The following is a 20,132-nucleotide window of genomic DNA, read 5'->3' on the forward strand; positions in this document are numbered from 1 at the left end:
CGGCTGACTCGCCAACCGGGCGCTGGGCACCGGGCCGTCGTGGCCACCTTCACCTCCTCCACCACCGCCGAGGCGGTCGTGCCGGTCGAGCGCGCCCGCGTCTGGGACGTGCTCACCGACCCCGACCTCGTCGCCCGGCTGACGCCGTTCATCTCCTCCATCACCACCGACGGTGCTGACCACTGGGTCTGGCACATGAGCGGCCTGCAGGTGCTCGGCCGCGGGTTCTCGGCCACGTTCACCGAGCGGATGACCCTCGACGAGGGCAAGCGCATCGAGTTCGACCACGACCCGCCGCGGGGCGCGAAGGAGCGGGCCGGCGTGCACGGCTGGTACGACCTGGCCGACCACGACCAGGGCGTGCTGCTGGCCATCAGCCTGGAGATCTGCGTCGACCTGCCGCTGCCCAGGGTCTCGGGCCCCGCGGTGCGCACCGCGATGCGCGGCGTGACCGCGCAGATGGGGGACCGGTTCTCCAAGAACCTGCTCGACCACCTCGGCGTCTGAGGCGGGACCGGGCCCGGGCGAGCGCCCCGCAGACCACGGCCCCGGACCGGCTCCGCCTGCGACCGCAACGACCGTTACTCGCCTGTAACCCGGGGGCGGTGACAAGGTGGCCGTCGTGTCCCGCACCGCCACCACGTCGTCGTACTCGATCACCATGCGCCTGCACACGGCGCCCGACCACGGCGTCGTGGGCCAGGTGGCCACCGCCATCGCCCAGGCCGGCGGCATCGTCACCGCCATCGACGTGGCCGAGTCCAGCCACAGCCGGCTCGTCCTCGACGTCACCTGCTCCGCGGGCGACGCCGACCACGCCCAGGCGCTGCGCCAGGCCGTCGACGAGGTCGAGGGCGTGGAGGTCTACAAGGTCTCCGACCGCACGTTCCTGCTGCACCTCGGCGGCAAGATCGAGGTCGGCTCCAAGGTGCCGCTGAAGAACCGCGACGACCTCTCGATGGCCTACACCCCGGGCGTGGGCCGGGTCAGCATGGCGATCCACGACAACCCCGAGGACGTCCGCCGCCTGACCATCAAGGGCAACTCGGTGGCCGTGGTCACCGACGGCTCGGCCGTGCTCGGCCTGGGCAACATCGGTCCCGGCGCGGCACTGCCGGTGATGGAGGGCAAGGCGGCGCTGTTCAAGCGGTTCGCCGATATCGACGCCTGGCCGATCTGCCTGGCCACCCAGGACACCGACGAGATCGTCAAGGCCGTGGAGATGATCGCGCCGGGGTTCGGCGGCATCAACCTCGAGGACATCGCCGCCCCCCGCTGCTTCGAGATCGAGCAGCGGCTGCGCGAGCGGCTCGACATCCCGGTCTTCCACGACGACCAGCACGGGACGGCGATCGTGGTGCTCGCCGCCCTGACCAACGCCCTGCGCGTCGTCGACAAGCGGCTCGAGGACGCGCGCGTCGTCCTCTCCGGGGCCGGTGCCGCCGGCACCGCCATCGTGACCCTGCTCGTCGCCGCGGGCGTGACCGACGTCGTGGTCGTCGACCGCGCCGGCGCGCTGGTGCCCGACCTCGACGGCATCTCGCCCGCCCACCGCGAGCTGGCCGAGGCGACCAACCCGCGCAAGGTCACCGGGTCCCTGCACGACGCGCTGGCCGCCGATGGCGGTGCCGACGTGTTCATCGGGGTCAGCGCGCCCGGCATCCTGCAGCCGGAGTGGATCTCCGACATGGCCGACCGGGCCGTGGTCTTCGCCCTGGCCAACCCCGACCCCGAGGTCGACCCCGGTGAGGCCGGCAAGCACGCCGCCGTCGTGGCCTCGGGCCGCTCCGACTACCCCAACCAGATCAACAACGTGCTCGCCTTCCCGGGCGTGTTCCGCGGGCTGCTCGACGCCCGGGCCCACGAGATCACCGTCGACATGCTGCTGCGCGCTGCCGACGCGATCGCCCACAGCGTCGGCGACCACGAGCTCAACCCGACCTTCATCATCCCCTCGGTCTTCGACCCCAACGTGCCGAAGGCCGTCGCCGCCGCGATCCGGGGCGACCGCCAGGAGTGAGGCCGCCGCCCGGCGTCCTGCGGTCGGGTCAGGACACGTAGCGGACGTCGGCGGCGTCGCGGAAGCGCACCAGCTCGTCGAGCGCCTCGTCGCGCACGTCGCGGTCGGTCGAGGTGACCGTGACCGCGAACGGGTGCTCGGCGTAGCCGACGGTCGTGGTCCACTGCGCCGGGTCGCCGTCGTCGCCCTCGACCGGCTCCTCGGGGCTCCACACGAGCCGGTCGCCGTCGGCGTCCTCGGTGGGCTCGCCCCACCGCTTGGTCAAGAAGGCATGGCCCGACTCGGTCGAGGCGAGCACGGCGTAGGTCAGCGTCACCGGCCGCTGGTCGAAGCTGGTGGTGCAGCGCAGCTCCAGCGGGCGGTTGGGGCGGCGGACCTGGGTGCAGCCCTGCTCGGTCGGGCGCAGGGCCGGGAAGACCCACTTCAGCCCGGCCCGCCCCGCCGGCTCGGGGCACGCCCCGGTGGGCCGGACGACGCCGTCCCAGCACGTGACCTCGCGGTCGGGGGTGGCCCGTTCGGGCACCTCCTCGAACAGCTTGCCCGCACCGACACCGGCCGCCACCAGCAGCGCGGCGAGCAGCGGCACGAGCACGATCGGCCCCCGCAGCCGCCGGAGCACCCGGAGCGCCAGGGGTCGCTCGCGGACCTCGTCGGGGTGGGGCGCGTCGTCGTACGACGTCACGCTGGGCCGGTCCGGCATGCGCACATCATCACCCGGCCCGGTCAGGACCGGGAACCGGACTCCGCCGGCGCCCGTCCCAGCCCGCATGACCCAGCGCCCGCGACCCGCTCGCCGCCCCCGACGCCTGCTGCCCCTGCTCACCGTGCTCGCGGTGACCTCGCCCCTCGCCCTCGCCGCCTGCGCCGGCGGCGACGAGGGCTCCGGATCCGACCCCGAGTCCTGGTACGAGTCCTACGACGGCGAGACCGACGGCGAGACCGACGGCGACGCCGCGGCGGGCGCCCCGGCCCCGAGCGCGGCGGACGAGTCCCAGCCGCTCGTCCCGCCGGTGGAGCCGACCGAGGTGCCCGCGCCCGACGAGGACAACACCTTCGTCGAGGCCGGGAGCAACGGGTTCGTGCCGACCGCGGAGGACTCCCGGTCGACCTTCGCCCTCGACGTCGACACCGGGTCCATCGGCGTGGCCCGCAGCCTGCTCGCCGACGGGTACGCCGTCCCCGCGGCCGCGGTGCGGCCCGAGGAGTGGGTCAACTCCCTCTCCTACGACGACCCGGCGCCGACCCGGGGCGACCTCGGCGTCACGGCCGAGACCGGCCTGGCGCCGACCCTGGACGACGGGACCCAGGTCGTGCGGGTCGGCGTCCGGGCCCGCGACGTCGACCCGGACGACCGGCCACCGGTCAACGTGACCCTGGTCGTGGACCGGTCGGGCTCGATGGACGTGCGCGACCGGCTCGGCCTGGTCCAGTCGTCCCTGGCGCTGATGGCCGACGAGCTCCGCCCCGACGACACCGTCGCGGTGGTCTCCTTCGACGACGGCGCCGTGCCGATCCTCGGGCCCACGCCGGTGCGGGACCGCGAGGCGGTCCTGGGCGCGGTCGAGGAGCTGACCCCCGGGGGCGGCACCAACCTCGAGGCGGGCCTGCGCGAGGGCTACCGCACGGCCCGCGAGGCCTTCGACCCCGACGAGACCAACCTGGTGGTGCTCTGCTCCGACGGCGTGGCCAACATCGGCTCCACGGGGCCGGGCTCGATCGCCGAGACCATCGCCGAGCAGGGCCGCGAGGGCATCGCGCTGGTCACGGTCGGCTTCGGGATGGGGAACTACGACGACCACATGATGGAGCAGCTCGCCGACACCGGCGACGGGTTCTACTCCTACGTCGACACCTACGAGGAGGCCGAGCGCCTCTTCGGGACCGAGCTCACCACGACCCTGGTGCCCGTCGCCGCGGAGGCGCGGGCGCAGGTCGCCTTCGACCCCGGGCTCGTGTCGTCCTACCGGCTGGTCGGCTACGAGAACCGCGACCTCGCCGACGAGGACTTCACCGACCTCGGCGTCGACGCCGGCGAGCTGGGCGCGGGTCACCACGCGACCGCGCTGTACGAGGTGCGGCTGGCCGACGGCGTCGAGCCCGGCACGCGCATCGGCGAGGCGACCGTGCTGTGGCGGCCCACCGGACCGGGCACCGAGGAGGCCGAGCCGCAGGAGGCCCGGGCCGAGCTGGTCGCCGCCGACCCCGGGGCCGAGCCGTCGGACGACCTGGCCCTGGCCACGGCGGCGGCCGACCTCGCGCAGCTGCTCGAGGACGCGTCGCCGTACGCCGAGCGGGGCGTCAGCCTCGACGACCTCGACGCCCGCCTCGACGAGCTGCGCCGGGCCGAGGGCAGCGCGGCCGCGGGCGCCGAGCAGCTGGCCGAGCTCGTCGACCTGGCCCGTCGGACGCGCTGACTTTACAAACGCGGAGGTCTTGTCAAGGCGCTTTACATCCCCTACCTTCTTGTCAACCGCAGAGGAGGTCGGCCATGACGAACGCACCCCAGCACCCGACGGAGCAGATCCCGCACAGCACCGTGCCCGAGGGCTCGACGGAGGCCTGGCGCGACGGCAAGCGCTACCTCTGGCTCATCGGCCTGGTCGTCCCGTCCCTGGCCTTCATCGCCTTCGGCATGTGGGCGCTCACGGGGTGGGGGGTGTGGTTCTGGATCGGGCCGATCGTCATCCTCGGCATCGTCCCGGCCATCGACCTCGTCGCCGGCCTCGACCGCACCAACCCGCCCGACGACGCGATCGAGGCGCTCGAGAAGGACCGCTACTACCGCTGGATCACCTACCTGTTCCTGCCGATCCAGTACGTCGGGTTCGTCGGGGCGTTCTACGTGGTGGCCAACGGCGCGCCGTTCGGCCTGGGCGAGCTGACCACGCTCGACAAGATCGGCCTGGCCGTCTCCATCGGCTGCATCGGGGGCATCGGCATCAACACCGCCCACGAGCTCGGCCACAAGCGCGAGGCCAACGAGCGCTGGCTGTCGAAGATCGCGCTGGCCCAGAGCTTCTACGGCCACTTCTACATCGAGCACAACCGCGGCCACCACGTGCGCGTCGCGACCCCCGAGGACCCGGCGTCCTCCCGCCTCGGCGAGACCTTCTACGCCTTCTGGCCGCGCACCGTGGCCGGCTCGCTGAAGAGCGCCTGGCACCTGGAGCAGAAGCGGTACGCCCGCAAGAAGACCCACCCCTTCCACCTCGGTAACGACGTGCTCAACGCCTGGCTGATGTCGGCCGTGCTCTTCGGCGGGCTCGTCGCCTGGCTGGGCGTCGGGATCCTGCCCTACCTGGTGCTGCAGGCGGTCATCGGCTTCTCGCTGCTCGAGGTCGTCAACTACATGGAGCACTACGGGATGCTGCGCCAGAAGGTCGGCCGTGGTGACCGCCAGCGCTACGAGCGGGTCGACCCCTCGCACTCGTGGAACTCAAACAACATCGCCACCAACGTGCTGCTCTACCACCTGCAGCGCCACAGCGACCACCACGCCAACCCCACCCGCCGCTACCAGACGCTGCGCGACTTCGAGGAGAGCCCCGTGCTCCCCACCGGGTACGCCGGCATGATCGTGCTCGCCCTGGTGCCGCCGCTGTTCCGCAAGGCGATGGACCAGCGGGTCGTCGACCACTTCGGGGGCGACGTGACGCTGGCCAACGTCCAGCCGTCGAAGCGGGAGAGGTACCTGGCCCGCTACCCCCGGCCGGCCGCCGTGCTCGAGGCCGAGCGGATCGCCCGCGAGGACGCCGCCGCCGCAGCCGCCGCGGCGCTGGCCGCCGAGGAGGTGCTCGCGGCGCGCTGCCCCGGCTGCGGCCACACCTACGAGGTCGAGGTCGGCAACGAGCTCGAGGGCTTCGCCGCCGGGACCGCCTGGAAGGACATCCCCGACGACTGGTGCTGCCCCGACTGCGGGGTGCGGGAGAAGGTCGACTTCGTCCCCCTCACCGACTCCCAGCGCGAGGTGGCGTGACGTGCCGCGGATCGTGGTCGACCGGGAGAGGTGCGAGGGCCTCGGGATGTGCGAGGCCATGGCCTCGGACTGGTTCGAGGTCGTCGAGACCGACGACGGTGACGAGACCGTCTCGGTGCTCCGCGAGGAGGTGCCGGAGGCCGACCGCGCCCACGTGCACGCCGCCACCCAGGCCTGCCCGGTGCTCGCCCTCTCGCTCGTCGACTGACGCGTCCGGCCCCGCCGTGCCTACGCTGGTCGGCGTGGACCAGCGGATCGAGACCGGCGGGCTCTCGACGCGCGAGCGCATCGTCGACACCGCGGTCCGGATGACCAGCGAGGTCGGCTGGTCGCAGGTCACCATGGCCAAGCTGGCCGACGCCGTCGGCGTGAGCCGCCAGACGGTCTACAACGAGCTGGGCACCAAGCCCGGCCTGGCCGAGGCGATGATCCTGCGCGAGCTCGACCGGTTCCTCGGGGTCGTCCAGCTCGCCTTCGACGCCCACCCCGACGACATCGTCGACGCGATCCGCGAGGCGTCGCGGCGGGTGCTCGACCTCGCCCACGGCAACCCCCTCCTGCACGCGGTGGTCTCGGCGACCCACGGTGCCGACACCGAGCTGCTGCCGCTGCTGACGACCCACGCGCAGTCGCTGCTCGTCGCGGCCAAGGACGTCATCCGCGAGCGGATCGCGCCGTACGCCGTGCCGCTGGGTCCCGACCGCCTCGACGCCGCGATCGACATGGTCGTCCGGGTGGTGCTCAGCCACGTCATGCAGCCCAGCGCGCCCGCCGGGGCCACCGCCGACGACATCGCCTGGATCGCCGCGCGCGTCCTGCGCTGAGTCGCCTGCTGGGCCGCGTGCTGGGCCGCCTGCTGGGACGGGTGGGCCCGAACCAGCCCGCCGTTCGGTGCCCCGATCTACCCTTCTGGGCGGGAGGGATGGAGATGCGGACGAGGCGTGCCTGGAGCGCGGTCGCGGTGGCGGCCGTGCTCGTGGCGACCGCGTGCTCCGGCGGGGCGGGCGAGGGCGACGCGACGCCGTCGGCCACCGACGGCGCGTCGGGCGACGCGCCCTCCGCCGGGGCCGCCCCGAGCGCGGCCGGCACGCCCGCCCCCGACGCGGCCGACCCGGCGTACGCCGTCGCGCCGCCGGGCAAGCGCCGCGGACCGGTGACCGTGGCCGACGTGCTCGTCTCCGGCAAGGGGACGCTGAGCGAGGAGGTCGTGCAGCGGGTGCGCGACCTCGAGGGCGTCGAGTCCGTCGACGTCATCTCGCTGGCCAACGTGCCGCTGGAGAACAAGGTCTACAACCTCGCGGCCGTCGACCCCGCGACCTACCGGCTCTTCACCGGCAACGCCGACTTCGCCGACGCCTGGCGCCGGGTCGCCGGCGGCGAGATGGCCGTCTCCACCGACCTCGTGCAGCGGCTGCCCCGTGACGACCAGGACTTCGTCGACCTCGACGACACCCCGGCCGGCCGCGTGCACGTCGGCGCGCTGGTCGAGCAGGCCGGCAAGATCGACCTCGTCGTCAACGCCAAGCGCGGCGAGGCCCTCGGCATGACCCCCGGCAACGCGCTCCTCGTGCACACCGGGCGCGCCGCCCCCGAGGCGCTGCGCGGCCCGATCCAGCAGGCCCTGGGCGGCGAGGCGTCGGTGCAGAACCTCGACGCCGTCGCCCGCTTCGGGCTCGACCCCGACGCCTTCGAGTCGGCCGTGCTCGTCGGCGACTTCGCCGACGCCGTCGGCGTCTTCAACTACACCCCCGCCGCCGGCGGCCGCATCACGCCCGACCCGGTGTGGGTCAGCAGCCACATCGTCACCGAGACCGTGCCGATCCTGGGCTCGGTGACGTGCAACAAGTACCTCATGCCGCAGCTCAAGGCCGCGCTCGCCGAGGTCGTCACCCGCGGCCTCGAGGCCGAGATCGACCCCGACCAGTACGCCGGGTGCTACTACCCGCGCTACATCGCCGGCTCGACGACGCTGTCCAACCACTCCTTCGGCCTGGCCCTCGACCTCAACACCCCCGGCAACCAGCGCGGCACGGTCGGTGAGATGAACCGCGAGGTCGTCTCCATCTTCAAGTACTGGGGCTTCGCCTGGGGTGGTGACTGGGGCTTCACCGACCCGATGCACTTCGAGCTGGCGCAGCTCAAGGCGCCGGGCTGAGGGCGGTCGGTTACGTGCCACCCACCAGCGCCTCCCGCACCCGCGCCGCGACCATCGCCATCGTCTCCCGCGCGCGGACCGGGTCCTCGGTCAGGAAGTAGTGGTCGACGCCGGGGGTGACGTCGTGCACCACGTCGACGCCGGCCTCGCGGAGCCGCCGGGCGTAGAGGTCGCCGTCGCGGCGCAGGGTGTCGCGCTCGGCGGTCAGCACGACCGCCGGCGGCAGGCCGGAGAGGTCCTCGGCCAGCACGGGGGAGGCGTAGGGCTCCGACCGGGTCGCCGGGTCGGGGAAGTAGACGCGCCGCACCAGCGCCCGCAGCGACGGCGAGATCATGCCCGCGCCCGTCGGCAGGTCGGAGGCGAGGTCGAGGGCCGGCACGCCGAGCACCTGCAGCCGCGGGACGAAAGAGCCCAGGTCACGGGCCTGGAGCGCCACCGACGCCGCCAGCCCGCCGCCGCTGGAGAACCCGCCGACCGCGACCGGCGTCGCGCCACCCTCCGCGGCCACGGCGGCCGCGACGTCGTGGCACTGGTGCTGGGCGACCGGGTAGGCGACGTACGGGCCGGTGCGGAAGTCGACGTTGACGACCCGCACCCCGGCCGTGGCGGCGACGTACCGGCACCACCAGTCGTCCATCTGCGGGTAGCGCATCAGCCAGGCGCCGCCGTGGAAGTGCACGAGCGCCGGCGCCCCCGCCTCGCCGTGCTCGTACGACGTCACCCGGCCGTGCCGCGTCTCGTCGACGCGCTTGCGGGGCCGGGGGAGGTCGCGGCCGGCGAGCTGGAGGTCCTGCCCGTAGCGGACCGAGAAGCGCGCCGTCGCGTGCATGGTCATCGCGCTGAGGCGGTCGGAGAGGCGCACGCCGGGTGTTCGGAGCCGACGGTGGCCCGGACGGGCGCCACCCACGCCCGTGCCACCATGGCTCGGTGAGCAGCTTCGACGCGTACGACGAGGACAGCGACTGGGAGGACGGCGAGCTGGCGACCGAGGTGTTCGCCTACGGCGGCCTCATCGCCCTCGGCGTCGGGGTGCTGGTGCTGGTCCTGATGGCCGCGGTCCTCGTCTGGATGAGCGTCCAGTACTACGGCTGACCGCCTGCTTGGATGAGGCCATGCGCGCAGCCCAGGTCGTCACCACCACCGGTCCCACCGACGTCGTCGTCCGCGAGGTCGACGAGCCGACCCCGGGCGAGGGCGACGTGCTCGTCGAGGTGCACCGGGTCGGGGTGAGCTTCCCCGACCTGCTGCTCAGCCGCGGCGAGTACCAGATGAAGCCCGAGCCGCCGTTCAGCCTCGGCGTCGACGTGGCCGGCACGGTCGTCTCGGCGCCCGACGGGTCCGGGTTCGAGCCCGGCCAGCGCGTCGCCGCCTGCGGCGGCTGGGGCGGCGCGCAGGAGCGGGTCGCGGTGCCCGCCACCTGGACCTTCGCGCTGCCCGACGCCACGTCGTACGACGAGGGCGCCGCGCTGCCGATGAACTACCTCACCGCCGAGTTCGCGCTGTTCGAGCGCGGCCGGCTGCGCGAGGGCGAGACCGTGCTCGTGCACGGCGCCGCGGGCGGCCTGGGCACGGCCACGATCCAGGTCGCCAAGGGCATGGGCGCGCGCGCGATCGGCGTCGTCAGCACCGAGGCCAAGAAGCAGACCGCGCTCGACGCGGGCGCCGACGACGTCGTGCTGCTCGACGGGTTCAAGGACGCGGTCAAGGAGCTCACCGACGGCCGGGGCGTCGACGTGGTGGCCGACATCGTCGGCGGCGACGCGTTCACCGACTCCCTGCGCTCGCTGGCCACCCAGGGCCGACTGCTGGTGCTGGGGTTCGCCTCCGGCACGGGCATCCCCGAGGTCAAGGTCAACCGGCTGCTGCTCAACAACGTCGACGTCCGCGGGGTCGGCTGGGGCGCCTACGCCATGGTCCGCCCCGACTACATGCACGAGCAGTGGGCGCGGCTGGTGCCGATGATCGAGGCCGGCGCGGTGCGCCCGCCGGTCGGCAAGGTCTACGAGCTGGAGGACTTCGGGCAGGCGCTGGTCGACATGGACGAGCGCCGCACCCTCGGCAAGTCCGTCGTCCGGGTCCGTGACTGACGGCGGCCCGGCGCTCGAGCCGGCCCACCGCCAGGCCGGCCACCGGGTCCGCCTCGAGTGGGGGCCCACCGGCGCGGCCGCCCTGGCCGACGACGCCGACGTCGCGGTGGTCGTCGACGTGCTGTCGTTCACCACGACGCTGACCGTGGCCCTGGACCGCGGCACCACCGTGCTCCCGTTCCGCTGGAGGGACGAGCGCGCGGCGGCGTACGCCGAGGAGCACGACGCCGTGCTCGCCGTCGGCCGCCTGGAGGCCCGCCGCGACGGGGCCGGGTCGGGCGTGAGCCTCTCGCCCGCCGCGATGGCCTCGGTGAGCGGCGTCGAGCGCCTCGTGCTGCCCTCGCCCAACGGCTCGGCCATCTCCTTCGGCCTGCGCGAGGCGGGCTGCACCGTCGTCGGCGCGAGCCTGCGCAACGCCGGCGCGGTCGGCCGCTGGCTCGCCCCCCGCGTCGCGGCCGGGGCCGTGGTGGCCGTCTGCCCGGCGGGGGAGCGGTGGCCCGACGGCTCCCTCCGCCCCGCCGTCGAGGACCTCTGGGGCGCGGGGGCCGTGCTCGCCACCCTGGGCCGCCACGCCGACCTCTCGCCCGAGGCCCGGATGGCGGTCGCGGCCTGGCGCGCCGTCCGAGACCGGCTGGCCGACGCCCTGCTCGGCTGCGCGTCCGGGCGCGAGCTGGTCGACCGCGACTTCCGCGCCGACGTGCAGGTCGCCGCCGCCCACGACACCAGCCACGTCGTCCCGGTGCTCGCGGGCGACCGGTTCGTCGCGGCGGGCGAGGCCGACTGAGCGTGCGCCCGACCAGCGACCTCGACCTCGGCCCGCTGACCGACGGCGTCGGCCTCGGGGGCCGGCTGCGCGCGATCGGGGCCGACAACCTGCTCGTGCTCACCGCCGTGGTCGGCCTGCTCCTGCTCCTCGTGCCGCTGGCCGTGCTGGTCGGGCTCCTCGCCACCGGCAACACCTCCGACGGAGGTGCGCTGGTCCTCCTGGCCATGCTCGTCGCGGCCGGCGCCTACGTCGTGGGCCAGCTCGGGCGCACCGCGGGCGCCAGCGGCGGCTTCGCCGCCTTCGCCCGCTGCAACGGGCTCGAGCTGGTCACGGGGGTCGCGGCCCCGTCGTACGCCGGGTCCGACTTCGCGGCCGGCACCCACGTGGTGCGGCAGGCCGTGCGCACTCGCGGTCCGTCGTACGTCGAGGTGGGCGAGCGGTTCCGGGTCACCACGCCCGGGTCGCGCCCCGACGGGCGCCGGCCCGAGGTCTACCTGCGGGTCCTGCTGCACCGGCCCTGGCCACCGGTCGAGGCGCTGCCCGCCGCGCTGCGCGACCGGGCCCAGGCCCTGTCCGGCACCGGGACCGAGCCGGTGCGGGTCGAGGTCGCCGGGGCCGAGCTCACCGTGCTCGGCAGCCGGCCGCTCGAGGTCCGCGACCCGGCCCGGGTGGCCGAGGCGTTCGCGCTCGCGGACGCCCTCGTGGCCTGGGTGGCCCCGTCGACGACGACGACGACGCCGGCGGCGCCCGAGGCGCTGCCCCCGAACGGCCCGACCGGCCCGACCGGGCGCACCCGCGCGGACCTCGCGCCGCGCCGCGGCCGGGGTCCGGTGGCCACCGCGCTGGCCGCCGTTGCCCTCCTCGTGGTCGGGCCGGTGGCCATCGCGGTCTTCTTCTCCGCCGTCGACGACGACCTCGGCAACGAGCAGTCGGCCCGGTTCGTCGTCGGCCTGGTCGTGCTGGGTGCCCTCGCCGTGGTCGGCGCGGTGGTGCGGTGGCTGGTGCAGGGGCGCCGCTGACCGCGGGGTGTCGGGGCCGCCGACTACAGTCGCGCGGGTGAGCATCCTCGACGACGCCCGCGAGGGCATGGACCTCGACACCCGCCCCCAGGACGACCTCTTCGGCCACGTCAACGGCCGCTGGCTGGAGACGGTGGAGATCCCGAGCGACCGGTCGAGCTGGGGCCCCTTCGTGCAGCTGGCCGACGCGGCCGAGGCCCACGTGCGCGAGATCATCGAGACCCTGGCCGCCGACCCCGACGCGGGCGCCGACCCCGCCGACGCCCACCGCATCGGCGACCTCTACGCCTCGTTCATGGACACCGAGACCATCGCCGCCCGCGGCACCGAGCCGCTGCGGCCGCTGGTCGACGCCGTGCGCGGCCTGCGCGACGTGCGCGACCTGGCGGCGTTCCTCGGCGAGTTCGAGCGCATCGGCGGCCACGGCCTGTTCGGCTCCTACGTCGACAACGACGACCGCGACTCCGACCGCTACGTCGTCAACGTCTTCCAGGGCGGCCTCGGCCTGCCCGACGAGTCCTACTACCGCGAGGACAAGTTCGCCGACCAGCGCGCGGCCTACGTCGCCTACCTGACCCGGCTGCTGACCCTCGGTGGCCACGAGGACGCCGAGACCGCGGCCCGCACCGTGCTCGACCTCGACACCCGCCTCGCGGCCGGCCACTGGGAGCGCTCGGCCACCCGCGACGTGCAGAAGACCTACAACCTGCTCACCTACGACGAGCTGGTCGCGCTGTGCCCGGCCTTCGACTGGGACGCCTACATCCGCAACCTCGGCGGCACCCGCGAGACCGTGGCCGAGGTGTGCGTGCGCCAGCCGTCCTACCTCCAGCACCTCTCGACGGTGCTGGACGAGGTGCCGCTCGCGCAGTGGCAGGACTGGCTGCTCAGCCACGTGCTGCGCGCCTCGGCCGCCTACCTGACCGACGACTTCGTCGAGGCCAACTTCGACTTCTACGGCCGCACCCTCAACGGCACCCCCGAGCTGCGTGCCCGGTGGAAGCGCGGCGTCTCGTTCGTCGAGGGCGCGGTCGGCGAGGCCGTCGGCAAGGAGTACGTCGCCCGGCACTTCCCGCCCACGTCCAAGGCGCTCATGGACGAGCTCGTCGACGACCTGCTGGCCGCCTACCGCTCCTCCATCGAGCAGCTCGACTGGATGACCGAGGCGACCAAGCAGCGGGCCTACGAGAAGCTCGCGACGTTCCGGCCCAAGATCGGCTACCCCGAGGAGTTCCGCGACTACTCCGCGCTGCAGGTCAGCCGCGACGACCTGCTCGGCAACGTGCACGCGGTGTCCCGGTTCGAGACCGCCCGCCAGCTCGGCAAGATCGGCTCGCCGGTCGACCGCGACGAGTGGTTCATGCTCCCGCAGACCGTCAACGCCTACTACAACCCCGGCACCAACGAGATCTGCTTCCCCGCCGGCATCCTGCAGAAGCCGTTCTTCGCCCCCGACGCCCTCGCGGCCGAGAACTACGGCGGCATCGGCGCGGTCATCGGCCACGAGGTCGGCCACGGCTTCGACGACCAGGGCGCGCAGTACGACGGCGCGGGCAACCTCAACGACTGGTGGACCCCCGACGACAAGGCCGCCTTCGAGCTGAAGTCCAAGGCCCTCGTCGAGCAGTACGACGGCTTCGAGCCGCGCGCGCTGCCCGGCGAGAAGGTCAACGGCGCCCTGACCGTCGGCGAGAACATCGGCGACCTCGGTGGCCTCACCATCGCCCTGAAGGCCTACGCCATCGCCTGCGCCCGCCGGGGCGAGGAGGTCACCGACGAGGCCCGCCAGACCCTGTTCCTCAACTGGGCGTTCGTGTGGCGCACCAAGCGCCGCCGCGAGCAGGAGCAGCAGTACCTCACCATCGACCCGCACAGCCCGCCGGAGTTCCGCGCCAACATCGTGCGCAACCTCGACGAGTTCCACGAGGTCTTCGGCACCCGCGAGGGCGACGGGCTCTGGCTCGACCCGGCCGACCGGGTGCGGATCTGGTAGACCTCCTCCCACGCGGCACACCCCCCGACGAAGGAGTCGCCATGGTCACCCAGCTCGGCAAGGGGGCCAACGCGCCCCTGCCCCCAGGACCGCTGCGGGTGGAGGTGCGCTCCGGGGTCCCCCTCGACCTGTCCGCGCTGCTCGTCACCGCCGCCGACCGGGTGCGCTCCGACGACGACTTCGTCTTCTTCAACCAGCCCGCCGCCCCCGGCGTCCGGCTGGCCGGCGCGGCCCTCGAGGTCGACCCGGCCGCGGTGCCGCCCGACGTGGAGAAGGTCGTCGTCGTGGCCAGCGTCGACGCCACCCCCGGCACCCCGTCGACCTTCGGCGCGGTCGGGCCCCTCGTCGTCGCGGTCACCGCGGGCGGCCAGGACGCCGTGCACTTCACCCCCGACGGCCTCGGCGCCGAGACCGCGCTGATGCTGGTCGAGGTCTACCGCCGCCAGGGCGCCTGGAAGGTCCGCGGCGTCGGGCAGGGCTGGTCGAGCGGCCTGGCCGGCATCGCCACCGACTTCGGGGTCAGCGTGCTCGACGGCAGCGCCCCGCCGCCCGCCGGCCCGCCGCAGCACCAAGCGCCGCCGCAGCACCAGGCGCCGCCGCAGCACCAGGCGCCGCCGCAGCAGAGCTTCCAGCCGGCGCCGCCGCCGGCCCAGCACCAGCCGGCCCAGCACCAGGCCTACCAGCACCCGCCCCAGCACCAGCAGCCCCAGCACCAGCAGCCCCAGCACCAGCAGCCCCAGCACCAGCAGCCCCAGCAGGGCGGGTTCTTCCAGCCCCCGGGCAGTGCGCACCCCCCGGCCCAGCCGTTCCAGCCCACGCCGCCGCCCGCCCAGCAGCCGCAGCAGCCCCAGCAGCCGCAGGTCGGCGGGTTCTTCCAGCCGCCCGGCGGCGGCCAGGCGCCGGCCGCCCCGGCCGGCCCCGGCTACGGCCAGCCGCCCGCGCAGCCCGGCCCGGCGCCGTACACCCTCGACCACGGTCCGGTGCGGCTCCAGAAGGACCAGACGGTCAACCTGTCCAAGGGCGGCCAGCCCTGGCTGCAGCGGGTCATCATGGGCCTGGGCTGGGACCCCGCCGACCGCGGCGCGCGCATCGACCTCGACGCCTCCTGCCTCGCGCTCGGTGCGGGCGGACGCGAGCTCGGCCGCTGCTGGTACCGCGACAAGGACGAGTTCCGCGGCGCGATCCGCCACTCCGGCGACGACCTGTCGGGCCACGGTGGCGGCGACGACGAGCTCATCTTCGTCGACCTCCAGGCCCTGCCCCACCACGTCGAGGCGCTGGTCTTCTGCGTCAACTCCTACTCCGGGCACCGGTTCACCCAGGTCCGCAACGCCTGGTGCCGGCTCGTCGACGACGGCACGCGCTCGGAGATGGTGCGCTACGACCTCGGCACCGGGGCCCCGAGCACCGGCGTGATGATGGCGCTGGTGCACCGCAGCGGCCCGGGCTGGGCGATGACCGCGCTCGGTGCCTTCCAGGACGGCAAGACCGTCAAGGAGATGGCCGGGTACGCCGCCCACGTGTGGCGCCAGCAGGCCGCGCAGCTCAACCGGCCGTCGTGGTGACGCGCCGGTGACCGACGGGTTCGCGCCGGAGGTCGTCGAGGCCGTGCTCGCGCACATGAACGACGACCACCGCGACGACAGCCTGCGCATCGTCCGCGCCTTCGGTCGGCCCCAGGCCACGGCGGCCGAGATGGTCGGCCTCGACGAGCACGGCGGCGTCTGGTGGGTCGAGACCGTCGACGAGGGGGGCGGCGACGGGTCCGAGCTCCGGGTGGCCTGGCCGTCGGGCACCATCACCGACCGCGCAGCGATCCGCCGCGAGGTCGTGGCCCTGCACGAGGAGGCCGAGCGCCGGCTCGGCTGAGCGCCGGCGTCAGGGCGTGAGCAGGGCCAGCAGCGGGCGCTGCCCGTCGGCCCGCGCACGCAGGCCGCCGGGGCGGCGTACGGCGTTGGTCACGAAGAGCACGCGCGCGGGCTCCGCCACGGGCGCCGTGGCCGGGTCGTCGAGGGCGACCGCCCGCAGGTCGGGGTGGCGGGCGGGTCGGTCGGCGGCGGGGCCGGTGGGGCGTCGTCGGCGGGGTGCGCGGCCGGGCGTCGGGACGGTGCGGAGGGGGGCGGTGCGGGTCATGAGGACCACTGTCCGCAGCGGCCTTCCGGAATCCTGCGTGAAACCTGTGGACGAGCCCGACGTCCGGTGAGCCCTGTCCCCGGCCGCTGGTAGACAGGCGGGCATGACCGCTCCTGCCGCCACCGCGACCCGCGAGGCCGCCGAGGCCCACCTGCGTGCGCTGGTCGGGCGCGACGACGCGACCCTGCGCGAGGACCAGTGGACCGCCATCGAGGCCCTGGCCGTGGGCCGGCGCCGGGCGCTGGTCGTGCAGAAGACGGGCTGGGGCAAGTCGGCGGTCTACTTCGTGGCCACCCTGCTCCTGCGTGCCGAGGGTGCCGGTCCCACCGTCATCGTCTCGCCGCTGCTCGCGCTGATGCGCAACCAGATCGCGGCGGCCGAGCGGGCCGGCATCCGCGCGGTCACCATCAACTCCACCAACCTCGAGCAGTGGGACGAGACCCACCGGGCCATCGCGGCCGGCGAGGTCGACGTCCTGCTGGTCAGCCCCGAGCGGCTCAACAACCCCGGCTTCCGCGACGAGGTGCTGCCCCGCCTCGCCGCGACGTGCGGGCTGCTGGTGGTCGACGAGGCCCACTGCATCAGCGACTGGGGCCACGACTTCCGCCCCGACTACCGCCGCATCCGCACCCTGCTCGGCGAGCTGCCCGACGGCATCCCGGTGCTCGCCACCACCGCCACGGCCAACGCGCGGGTCACCGCCGACGTCGCCGAGCAGCTCGGCGGCGACGCGCTCGTGCTGCGGGGCTCGCTCGACCGCGCCTCGCTGCGGCTCGGTGTGGTCCGCCTGGCGACCGCCCAGCAGCGGCTCGCCTGGCTGGCCGACCACCTGGCCGAGCAGCCCGGCTCCGGCATCGTCTACTGCCTGACCGTCGCCGCCACCCAGGAGGTCGCCGACTACCTCCGCTCCCGTGGGCACCAGGTCGCGGCCTACTCAGGCCAGACCGAGACCACCGAGCGGCTCGCCCTCGAGCAGTCGCTCATCGCGGGCGAGGTCAAGGCGCTGGTGGCCACGAGCGCGCTCGGCATGGGCTTCGACGCCCGGCTCGGGTTCGTGGTCAACCTCGGCGCCCCCGCGTCTCCCGTCGCCTACTACCAGCAGGTCGGCCGTGCCGGCCGCGGCGTGCCGGCCGACCCGGGCGCGACCGTCGTGCTGCTGCCCGCCACCGAGGACCGCGACATCTGGGCCTACTTCGGCTCGCTGTCCTTCCCGCCCGAGACCCTCGTCCGCCAGACGCTCGAGGTGCTGGCGGCCGAGGGACGGTCGCTGTCGACCGCCGCGCTCGAGACCCACGTCGACCTCAGCCGCACCCGCCTCGAGCAGATGCTCAAGGTCCTCGACGTCGACGGCGCCGTACGCCGGGTCCGCGGCGGCTGGGAGTCCACCGGCCGCCCGTGGCACTACGACGAGGAGCGCTACCAGCGGGTCCGCGAGGCGCGCGAGCGCGAGCAGCGGGCGATGCTCGACTACCTCGACACCGACCGGTGCCGCATGCGCTTCCTCCGCGAGCAGCTCGACGACCCCGACGCGACCGACTGCGGCCGCTGCGACAACTGCGGCGGCCTCGCCCTCGACCGGGCCGTCTCGGAGTCCGCGGTGGCCGAGGCCGCCGACCGGCTCGCGCGCCCCGGGGTGCCGGTCGAGCCCCGCAAGATGTGGCCCACCGGGCTGGCCGCCATCGGCATCGACCTCAAGGGCAAGATCAGCGAGGGCGCCGACGAGGGACGGGCAGTGGCCCGGCTCACCGACCTCGGCCACGGCGGCGCACTGCGCGAGCTGTTCCGCGACGGCGCCGGCGACGGACCGGTGCCCGACGGACTGGCCCGGGCCGTGGTCGACGTGCTGATGGACTGGCAGCCCCGCGTCGACGGCATCGTCCAGGTCGAGTCGGTCCGGCGCCCGGCGCTGACCGACGACCTCGCGCGCAACCTCGGCCGGTTCCTGCAAGTCCCCGTCGTCGGCCGGTACGCCGTCGTCGACCCCGACGTCGAGCCCGGCCGCGGCCAGGCCAACTCCGCCCAGCGCGTCTCGGCCGTCGGGCGCCGGATGGCCCTCGAGCTCGACGACGGCGTCGACGTCTCGGCGATGTCGCTGCTGCTCGTCGACGACCAGGTCGTCACCGGCTGGACCCTCACCCGCGCCGCCGTCGCCCTGCGGCGCCGCGGCGCCGCTGCCGTCCTGCCGCTCGTGCTCGGCCTCGGCTGATGACGGGGGACAGCACGAGTGCCGTCGGTGCAGGGCGACGACGGCGTCGCGCTCGACCGCGACGCCACCTCGATCGCGGCCGGTGGGGAGCCGACGACCCCTACGGTGACCTCGGCAGCTCGAGGGTGCCCACCGCCTCCCTCGTCCACGTCATCCGCAGCAAGCAGGCCGCCCACCGACCGAAGGACCACCGCGTGATCCCCGTGCCCCGAGAGATCCTGGCCACCCGGCACGAGCGGGGGGAGTGACGTGCGCGTCGGCATCACCTTGCTCACCGACCTCCCCTGGGCCGAGGCCCGACCCCGCTGGCAGGCGGCCGAGGAGCTCGGCTTCGACCACGCCTGGACCTACGACCACCTGGTCTGGGGCGGACTGCCCGACGCGCCGTGGACGACCTCGACGCCGGTGCTCGGCGCGGCCGCCCAGGTCACCACCCGCATCGGCCTCGGCACGCTGGTGGCCTCGCCCAACTTCCGCCACCCCTACCAGCTCTTCCGCGACGCCCAGGCGCTGGAGGACCTCAGCGACGGGCGCTTCCTCCTCGGCGTCGGCACCGGCGGCGACCTGGACTCCCGGGTGCTCGGCCAGGCCGACCTGACCACGCGCGAGCGGGTCGACCGGTTCCAGGAGCTCACCGACACCCTGCTCGCCCTGCGCGACGGCGACCACGTCAGCCGTGAGGGCCGCTGGTTCTCCCTCGCCGACGCCCGCACGCTGCCCCCGCTGCGGCGCACCCCGGTCGTCGTCGCCGCCAACGGCCCGCGCTCCCTGCGCTACGCCGCCCGCGTCGGCGACGGCTGGGTGACCACGGGCGCCTGGGGTGGCTCGCTGGAGGAGTGGTGGAGCGGCCTCGCCACCGCCGCCGCGACGTACGCCGAGGCCCTGGCCGAGGCCGGCCGCGACCCGCAGCCGCGCTACCTGCTCACCGACTCCACCGACCGGTTCGCGCTGTCGAGCCGCAGCTTCTTCGAGGACGTCGCGGGACGCGCGGCCGAGCTCGGCTTCACCGACCTCGTCACCCACTGGCCACGCGACGACAGCCCGTACGCCGGCGACGTGGCCGTGCTCGAGGAGGTCGCGACCGAGGTGCTGCCCGGCCTGCGCTGAGCGCCGCGGGTTCGGGCTCGCCGGCCGTGGGCAGGCTGGGCCCGTGCGCTCCCACCCTGCCGCGAAGGACCGTCCGGCGACGGAGCACCGAGGCGGCGTCCTGGTGCGGGTCGTCGTCGCGGTGGTCGCGCTCGCGATCGCCGCCGCGTTCTTCACCCTGCCCGACGCCACGTGGGCCGACTTCGACGACGGCTGGGCCTACCGGGCCTTCGGGGGCGTCCCGCTCGGTTTCGCCGTGACCGCCGTCGTGGGTCGTGACTGGGGCCTCGCGCTCTCGGCCCTCGGGGCCTACGCCGCCCTCACCCTCTTCGCGGTGTTCTGCCTCGCCGACCAGGAGCAGGCGCTGACCACCTTGGACTTCGGCTCCCGCTACGGCGGCAGCGGGACCGGCGCCACCGGGAGCCTGTACCTCGGTGCGGGCGTCGCGCTGTTCGCGGCCAACGCTCCGCTGGCGTGGTTCCTGCTCACGAAGGTCGTCGGGCAGCCCGTGGAGACGGGACCCGACCGGTCGCGGCGCGACCGGTTCCGGTCGATGGTGCACGGCAGCGGCTGGCGGACCACCGAGGAGGTCGTGGCCGAGCGCGAGGCCGAGCAGCAGGAGGCGAGCCGCAGGAGGAAGGCGGCCAGGCGCGCCCAGCGCGAGCGGGAGCGGGCGGGGCAGCAGTCCTGA

General features: G+C 74.5%; 21 protein-coding genes. 18 read left to right on the forward strand and 3 right to left on the reverse strand.

The window, feature by feature from the left end:
• The first annotated feature begins 39 nt into the window (after positions 1–39).
• Positions 40–507, forward strand: coding sequence for an SRPBCC family protein (locus FJQ57_RS09985; RefSeq protein ID WP_170219363.1), 468 nt, complete (start codon positions 40–42; stop codon positions 505–507).
• A gap of 154 nt (positions 508–661) precedes the next feature.
• Positions 662–2,020: an NAD-dependent malic enzyme gene (locus tag FJQ57_RS09990; RefSeq protein ID WP_139980590.1), complete on the forward strand. Its 1,359-nt coding sequence runs from the start codon at positions 662–664 to the stop codon at positions 2,018–2,020.
• 28 nt (positions 2,021–2,048) lie between these two features.
• Here FJQ57_RS09990 and FJQ57_RS09995 read toward each other — a convergent pair whose 3' ends face one another.
• Positions 2,049–2,720 (reverse strand): hypothetical protein, encoded by a 672-nt coding sequence (locus FJQ57_RS09995; RefSeq protein ID WP_139979755.1) that lies wholly within the window; start codon positions 2,718–2,720, stop codon positions 2,049–2,051.
• A gap of 67 nt (positions 2,721–2,787) precedes the next feature.
• Between FJQ57_RS09995 and FJQ57_RS10000 the strand changes: the two genes are divergently transcribed.
• The 5 genes from FJQ57_RS10000 (at position 2,788) to FJQ57_RS10020 (ending at position 8,151) form a co-directional block, all read left to right on the forward strand.
• Positions 2,788–4,434: a vWA domain-containing protein gene (locus tag FJQ57_RS10000; protein WP_139979757.1), complete on the forward strand. Its 1,647-nt coding sequence runs from the start codon at positions 2,788–2,790 to the stop codon at positions 4,432–4,434.
• Between the two features lie 74 nt (positions 4,435–4,508).
• Entirely contained in the window at positions 4,509–5,996 is a 1,488-nt protein-coding gene (locus FJQ57_RS23710; protein ID WP_139979759.1) for a fatty acid desaturase, read from the forward strand.
• A 1-nt stretch (position 5,997) separates the two neighbouring features.
• Positions 5,998–6,204, forward strand: a complete 207-nt coding sequence (locus tag FJQ57_RS10010; protein WP_139979761.1) for a ferredoxin — start codon at positions 5,998–6,000, stop codon at positions 6,202–6,204.
• A 34-nt stretch (positions 6,205–6,238) separates the two neighbouring features.
• On the forward strand, positions 6,239–6,820 hold the full coding sequence (locus tag FJQ57_RS10015; protein WP_246081725.1) for a TetR/AcrR family transcriptional regulator: 582 nt from the start codon (positions 6,239–6,241) through the stop codon (positions 6,818–6,820).
• A gap of 104 nt (positions 6,821–6,924) precedes the next feature.
• Positions 6,925–8,151, forward strand: coding sequence for a M15 family metallopeptidase (locus FJQ57_RS10020; protein WP_139979763.1), 1,227 nt, complete (start codon positions 6,925–6,927; stop codon positions 8,149–8,151).
• Between the two features lie 10 nt (positions 8,152–8,161).
• Here the strand turns inward: FJQ57_RS10020 and FJQ57_RS10025 are convergent, their stop codons facing one another.
• Positions 8,162–9,013 carry an alpha/beta hydrolase gene (locus FJQ57_RS10025; RefSeq protein WP_211348844.1) on the reverse strand — a complete coding sequence of 284 codons (852 nt, stop codon included), beginning with the start codon at positions 9,011–9,013 and terminating at the stop codon, positions 8,162–8,164.
• 65 nt (positions 9,014–9,078) lie between these two features.
• Between FJQ57_RS10025 and FJQ57_RS22445 the strand changes: the two genes are divergently transcribed.
• The 7 genes from FJQ57_RS22445 to FJQ57_RS10055 are packed head-to-tail and all read left to right on the forward strand — an operon-like array spanning position 9,079 to position 15,885.
• Positions 9,079–9,243: a hypothetical protein gene (locus FJQ57_RS22445; protein WP_170219364.1), complete on the forward strand. Its 165-nt coding sequence runs from the start codon at positions 9,079–9,081 to the stop codon at positions 9,241–9,243.
• Positions 9,244–9,263: 20 nt separating this feature from the next.
• The gene (locus FJQ57_RS10030) at positions 9,264–10,238 is read left to right on the forward strand and encodes an NADPH:quinone oxidoreductase family protein (RefSeq protein WP_139979773.1); all 975 of its coding nucleotides are present in this window, start codon (positions 9,264–9,266) and stop codon (positions 10,236–10,238) included.
• Positions 10,231–11,022: a 2-phosphosulfolactate phosphatase gene (locus tag FJQ57_RS10035; protein WP_139979775.1), complete on the forward strand. Its 792-nt coding sequence runs from the start codon at positions 10,231–10,233 to the stop codon at positions 11,020–11,022. Before FJQ57_RS10030 ends, FJQ57_RS10035 begins: the two co-directional genes overlap by 8 nt.
• A gap of 2 nt (positions 11,023–11,024) precedes the next feature.
• On the forward strand, positions 11,025–12,023 hold the full coding sequence (locus FJQ57_RS10040; protein ID WP_139979777.1) for a hypothetical protein: 999 nt from the start codon (positions 11,025–11,027) through the stop codon (positions 12,021–12,023).
• A gap of 37 nt (positions 12,024–12,060) precedes the next feature.
• Positions 12,061–14,016 carry a M13 family metallopeptidase gene (locus tag FJQ57_RS10045; protein ID WP_139979779.1) on the forward strand — a complete coding sequence of 652 codons (1,956 nt, stop codon included), beginning with the start codon at positions 12,061–12,063 and terminating at the stop codon, positions 14,014–14,016.
• A gap of 41 nt (positions 14,017–14,057) precedes the next feature.
• Positions 14,058–15,581, forward strand: coding sequence for a TerD family protein (locus FJQ57_RS10050; RefSeq protein WP_139979781.1), 1,524 nt, complete (start codon positions 14,058–14,060; stop codon positions 15,579–15,581).
• 7 nt (positions 15,582–15,588) lie between these two features.
• Positions 15,589–15,885, forward strand: coding sequence for a DUF2470 domain-containing protein (locus FJQ57_RS10055; RefSeq protein ID WP_246081726.1), 297 nt, complete (start codon positions 15,589–15,591; stop codon positions 15,883–15,885).
• Positions 15,886–15,894: 9 nt separating this feature from the next.
• Here the strand turns inward: FJQ57_RS10055 and FJQ57_RS10060 are convergent, their stop codons facing one another.
• Positions 15,895–16,149: a hypothetical protein gene (locus FJQ57_RS10060; protein ID WP_139979783.1), complete on the reverse strand. Its 255-nt coding sequence runs from the start codon at positions 16,147–16,149 to the stop codon at positions 15,895–15,897.
• A gap of 103 nt (positions 16,150–16,252) precedes the next feature.
• Between FJQ57_RS10060 and FJQ57_RS10065 the strand changes: the two genes are divergently transcribed.
• From FJQ57_RS10065 to FJQ57_RS10075, 4 genes are all read left to right on the forward strand, one after another.
• The gene (locus FJQ57_RS10065; RefSeq protein ID WP_139979785.1) at positions 16,253–18,355 is read left to right on the forward strand and encodes a RecQ family ATP-dependent DNA helicase; all 2,103 of its coding nucleotides are present in this window, start codon (positions 16,253–16,255) and stop codon (positions 18,353–18,355) included.
• A gap of 125 nt (positions 18,356–18,480) precedes the next feature.
• A complete protein-coding gene (locus tag FJQ57_RS23580; protein WP_281284253.1) occupies positions 18,481–18,603 on the forward strand; it encodes a hypothetical protein in 123 nt (40 codons plus the stop codon).
• A 1-nt stretch (position 18,604) separates the two neighbouring features.
• Positions 18,605–19,462, forward strand: coding sequence for an LLM class flavin-dependent oxidoreductase (locus FJQ57_RS10070; RefSeq protein ID WP_139979787.1), 858 nt, complete (start codon positions 18,605–18,607; stop codon positions 19,460–19,462).
• A 43-nt stretch (positions 19,463–19,505) separates the two neighbouring features.
• Entirely contained in the window at positions 19,506–20,132 is a 627-nt protein-coding gene (locus tag FJQ57_RS10075; RefSeq protein WP_139979789.1) for a hypothetical protein, read from the forward strand.

It is taken from the genome of Nocardioides litoris (assembly GCF_006346315.1).
GTDB classification, from domain to species: Bacteria; Actinomycetota; Actinomycetes; order Propionibacteriales; family Nocardioidaceae; genus Nocardioides; species Nocardioides litoris.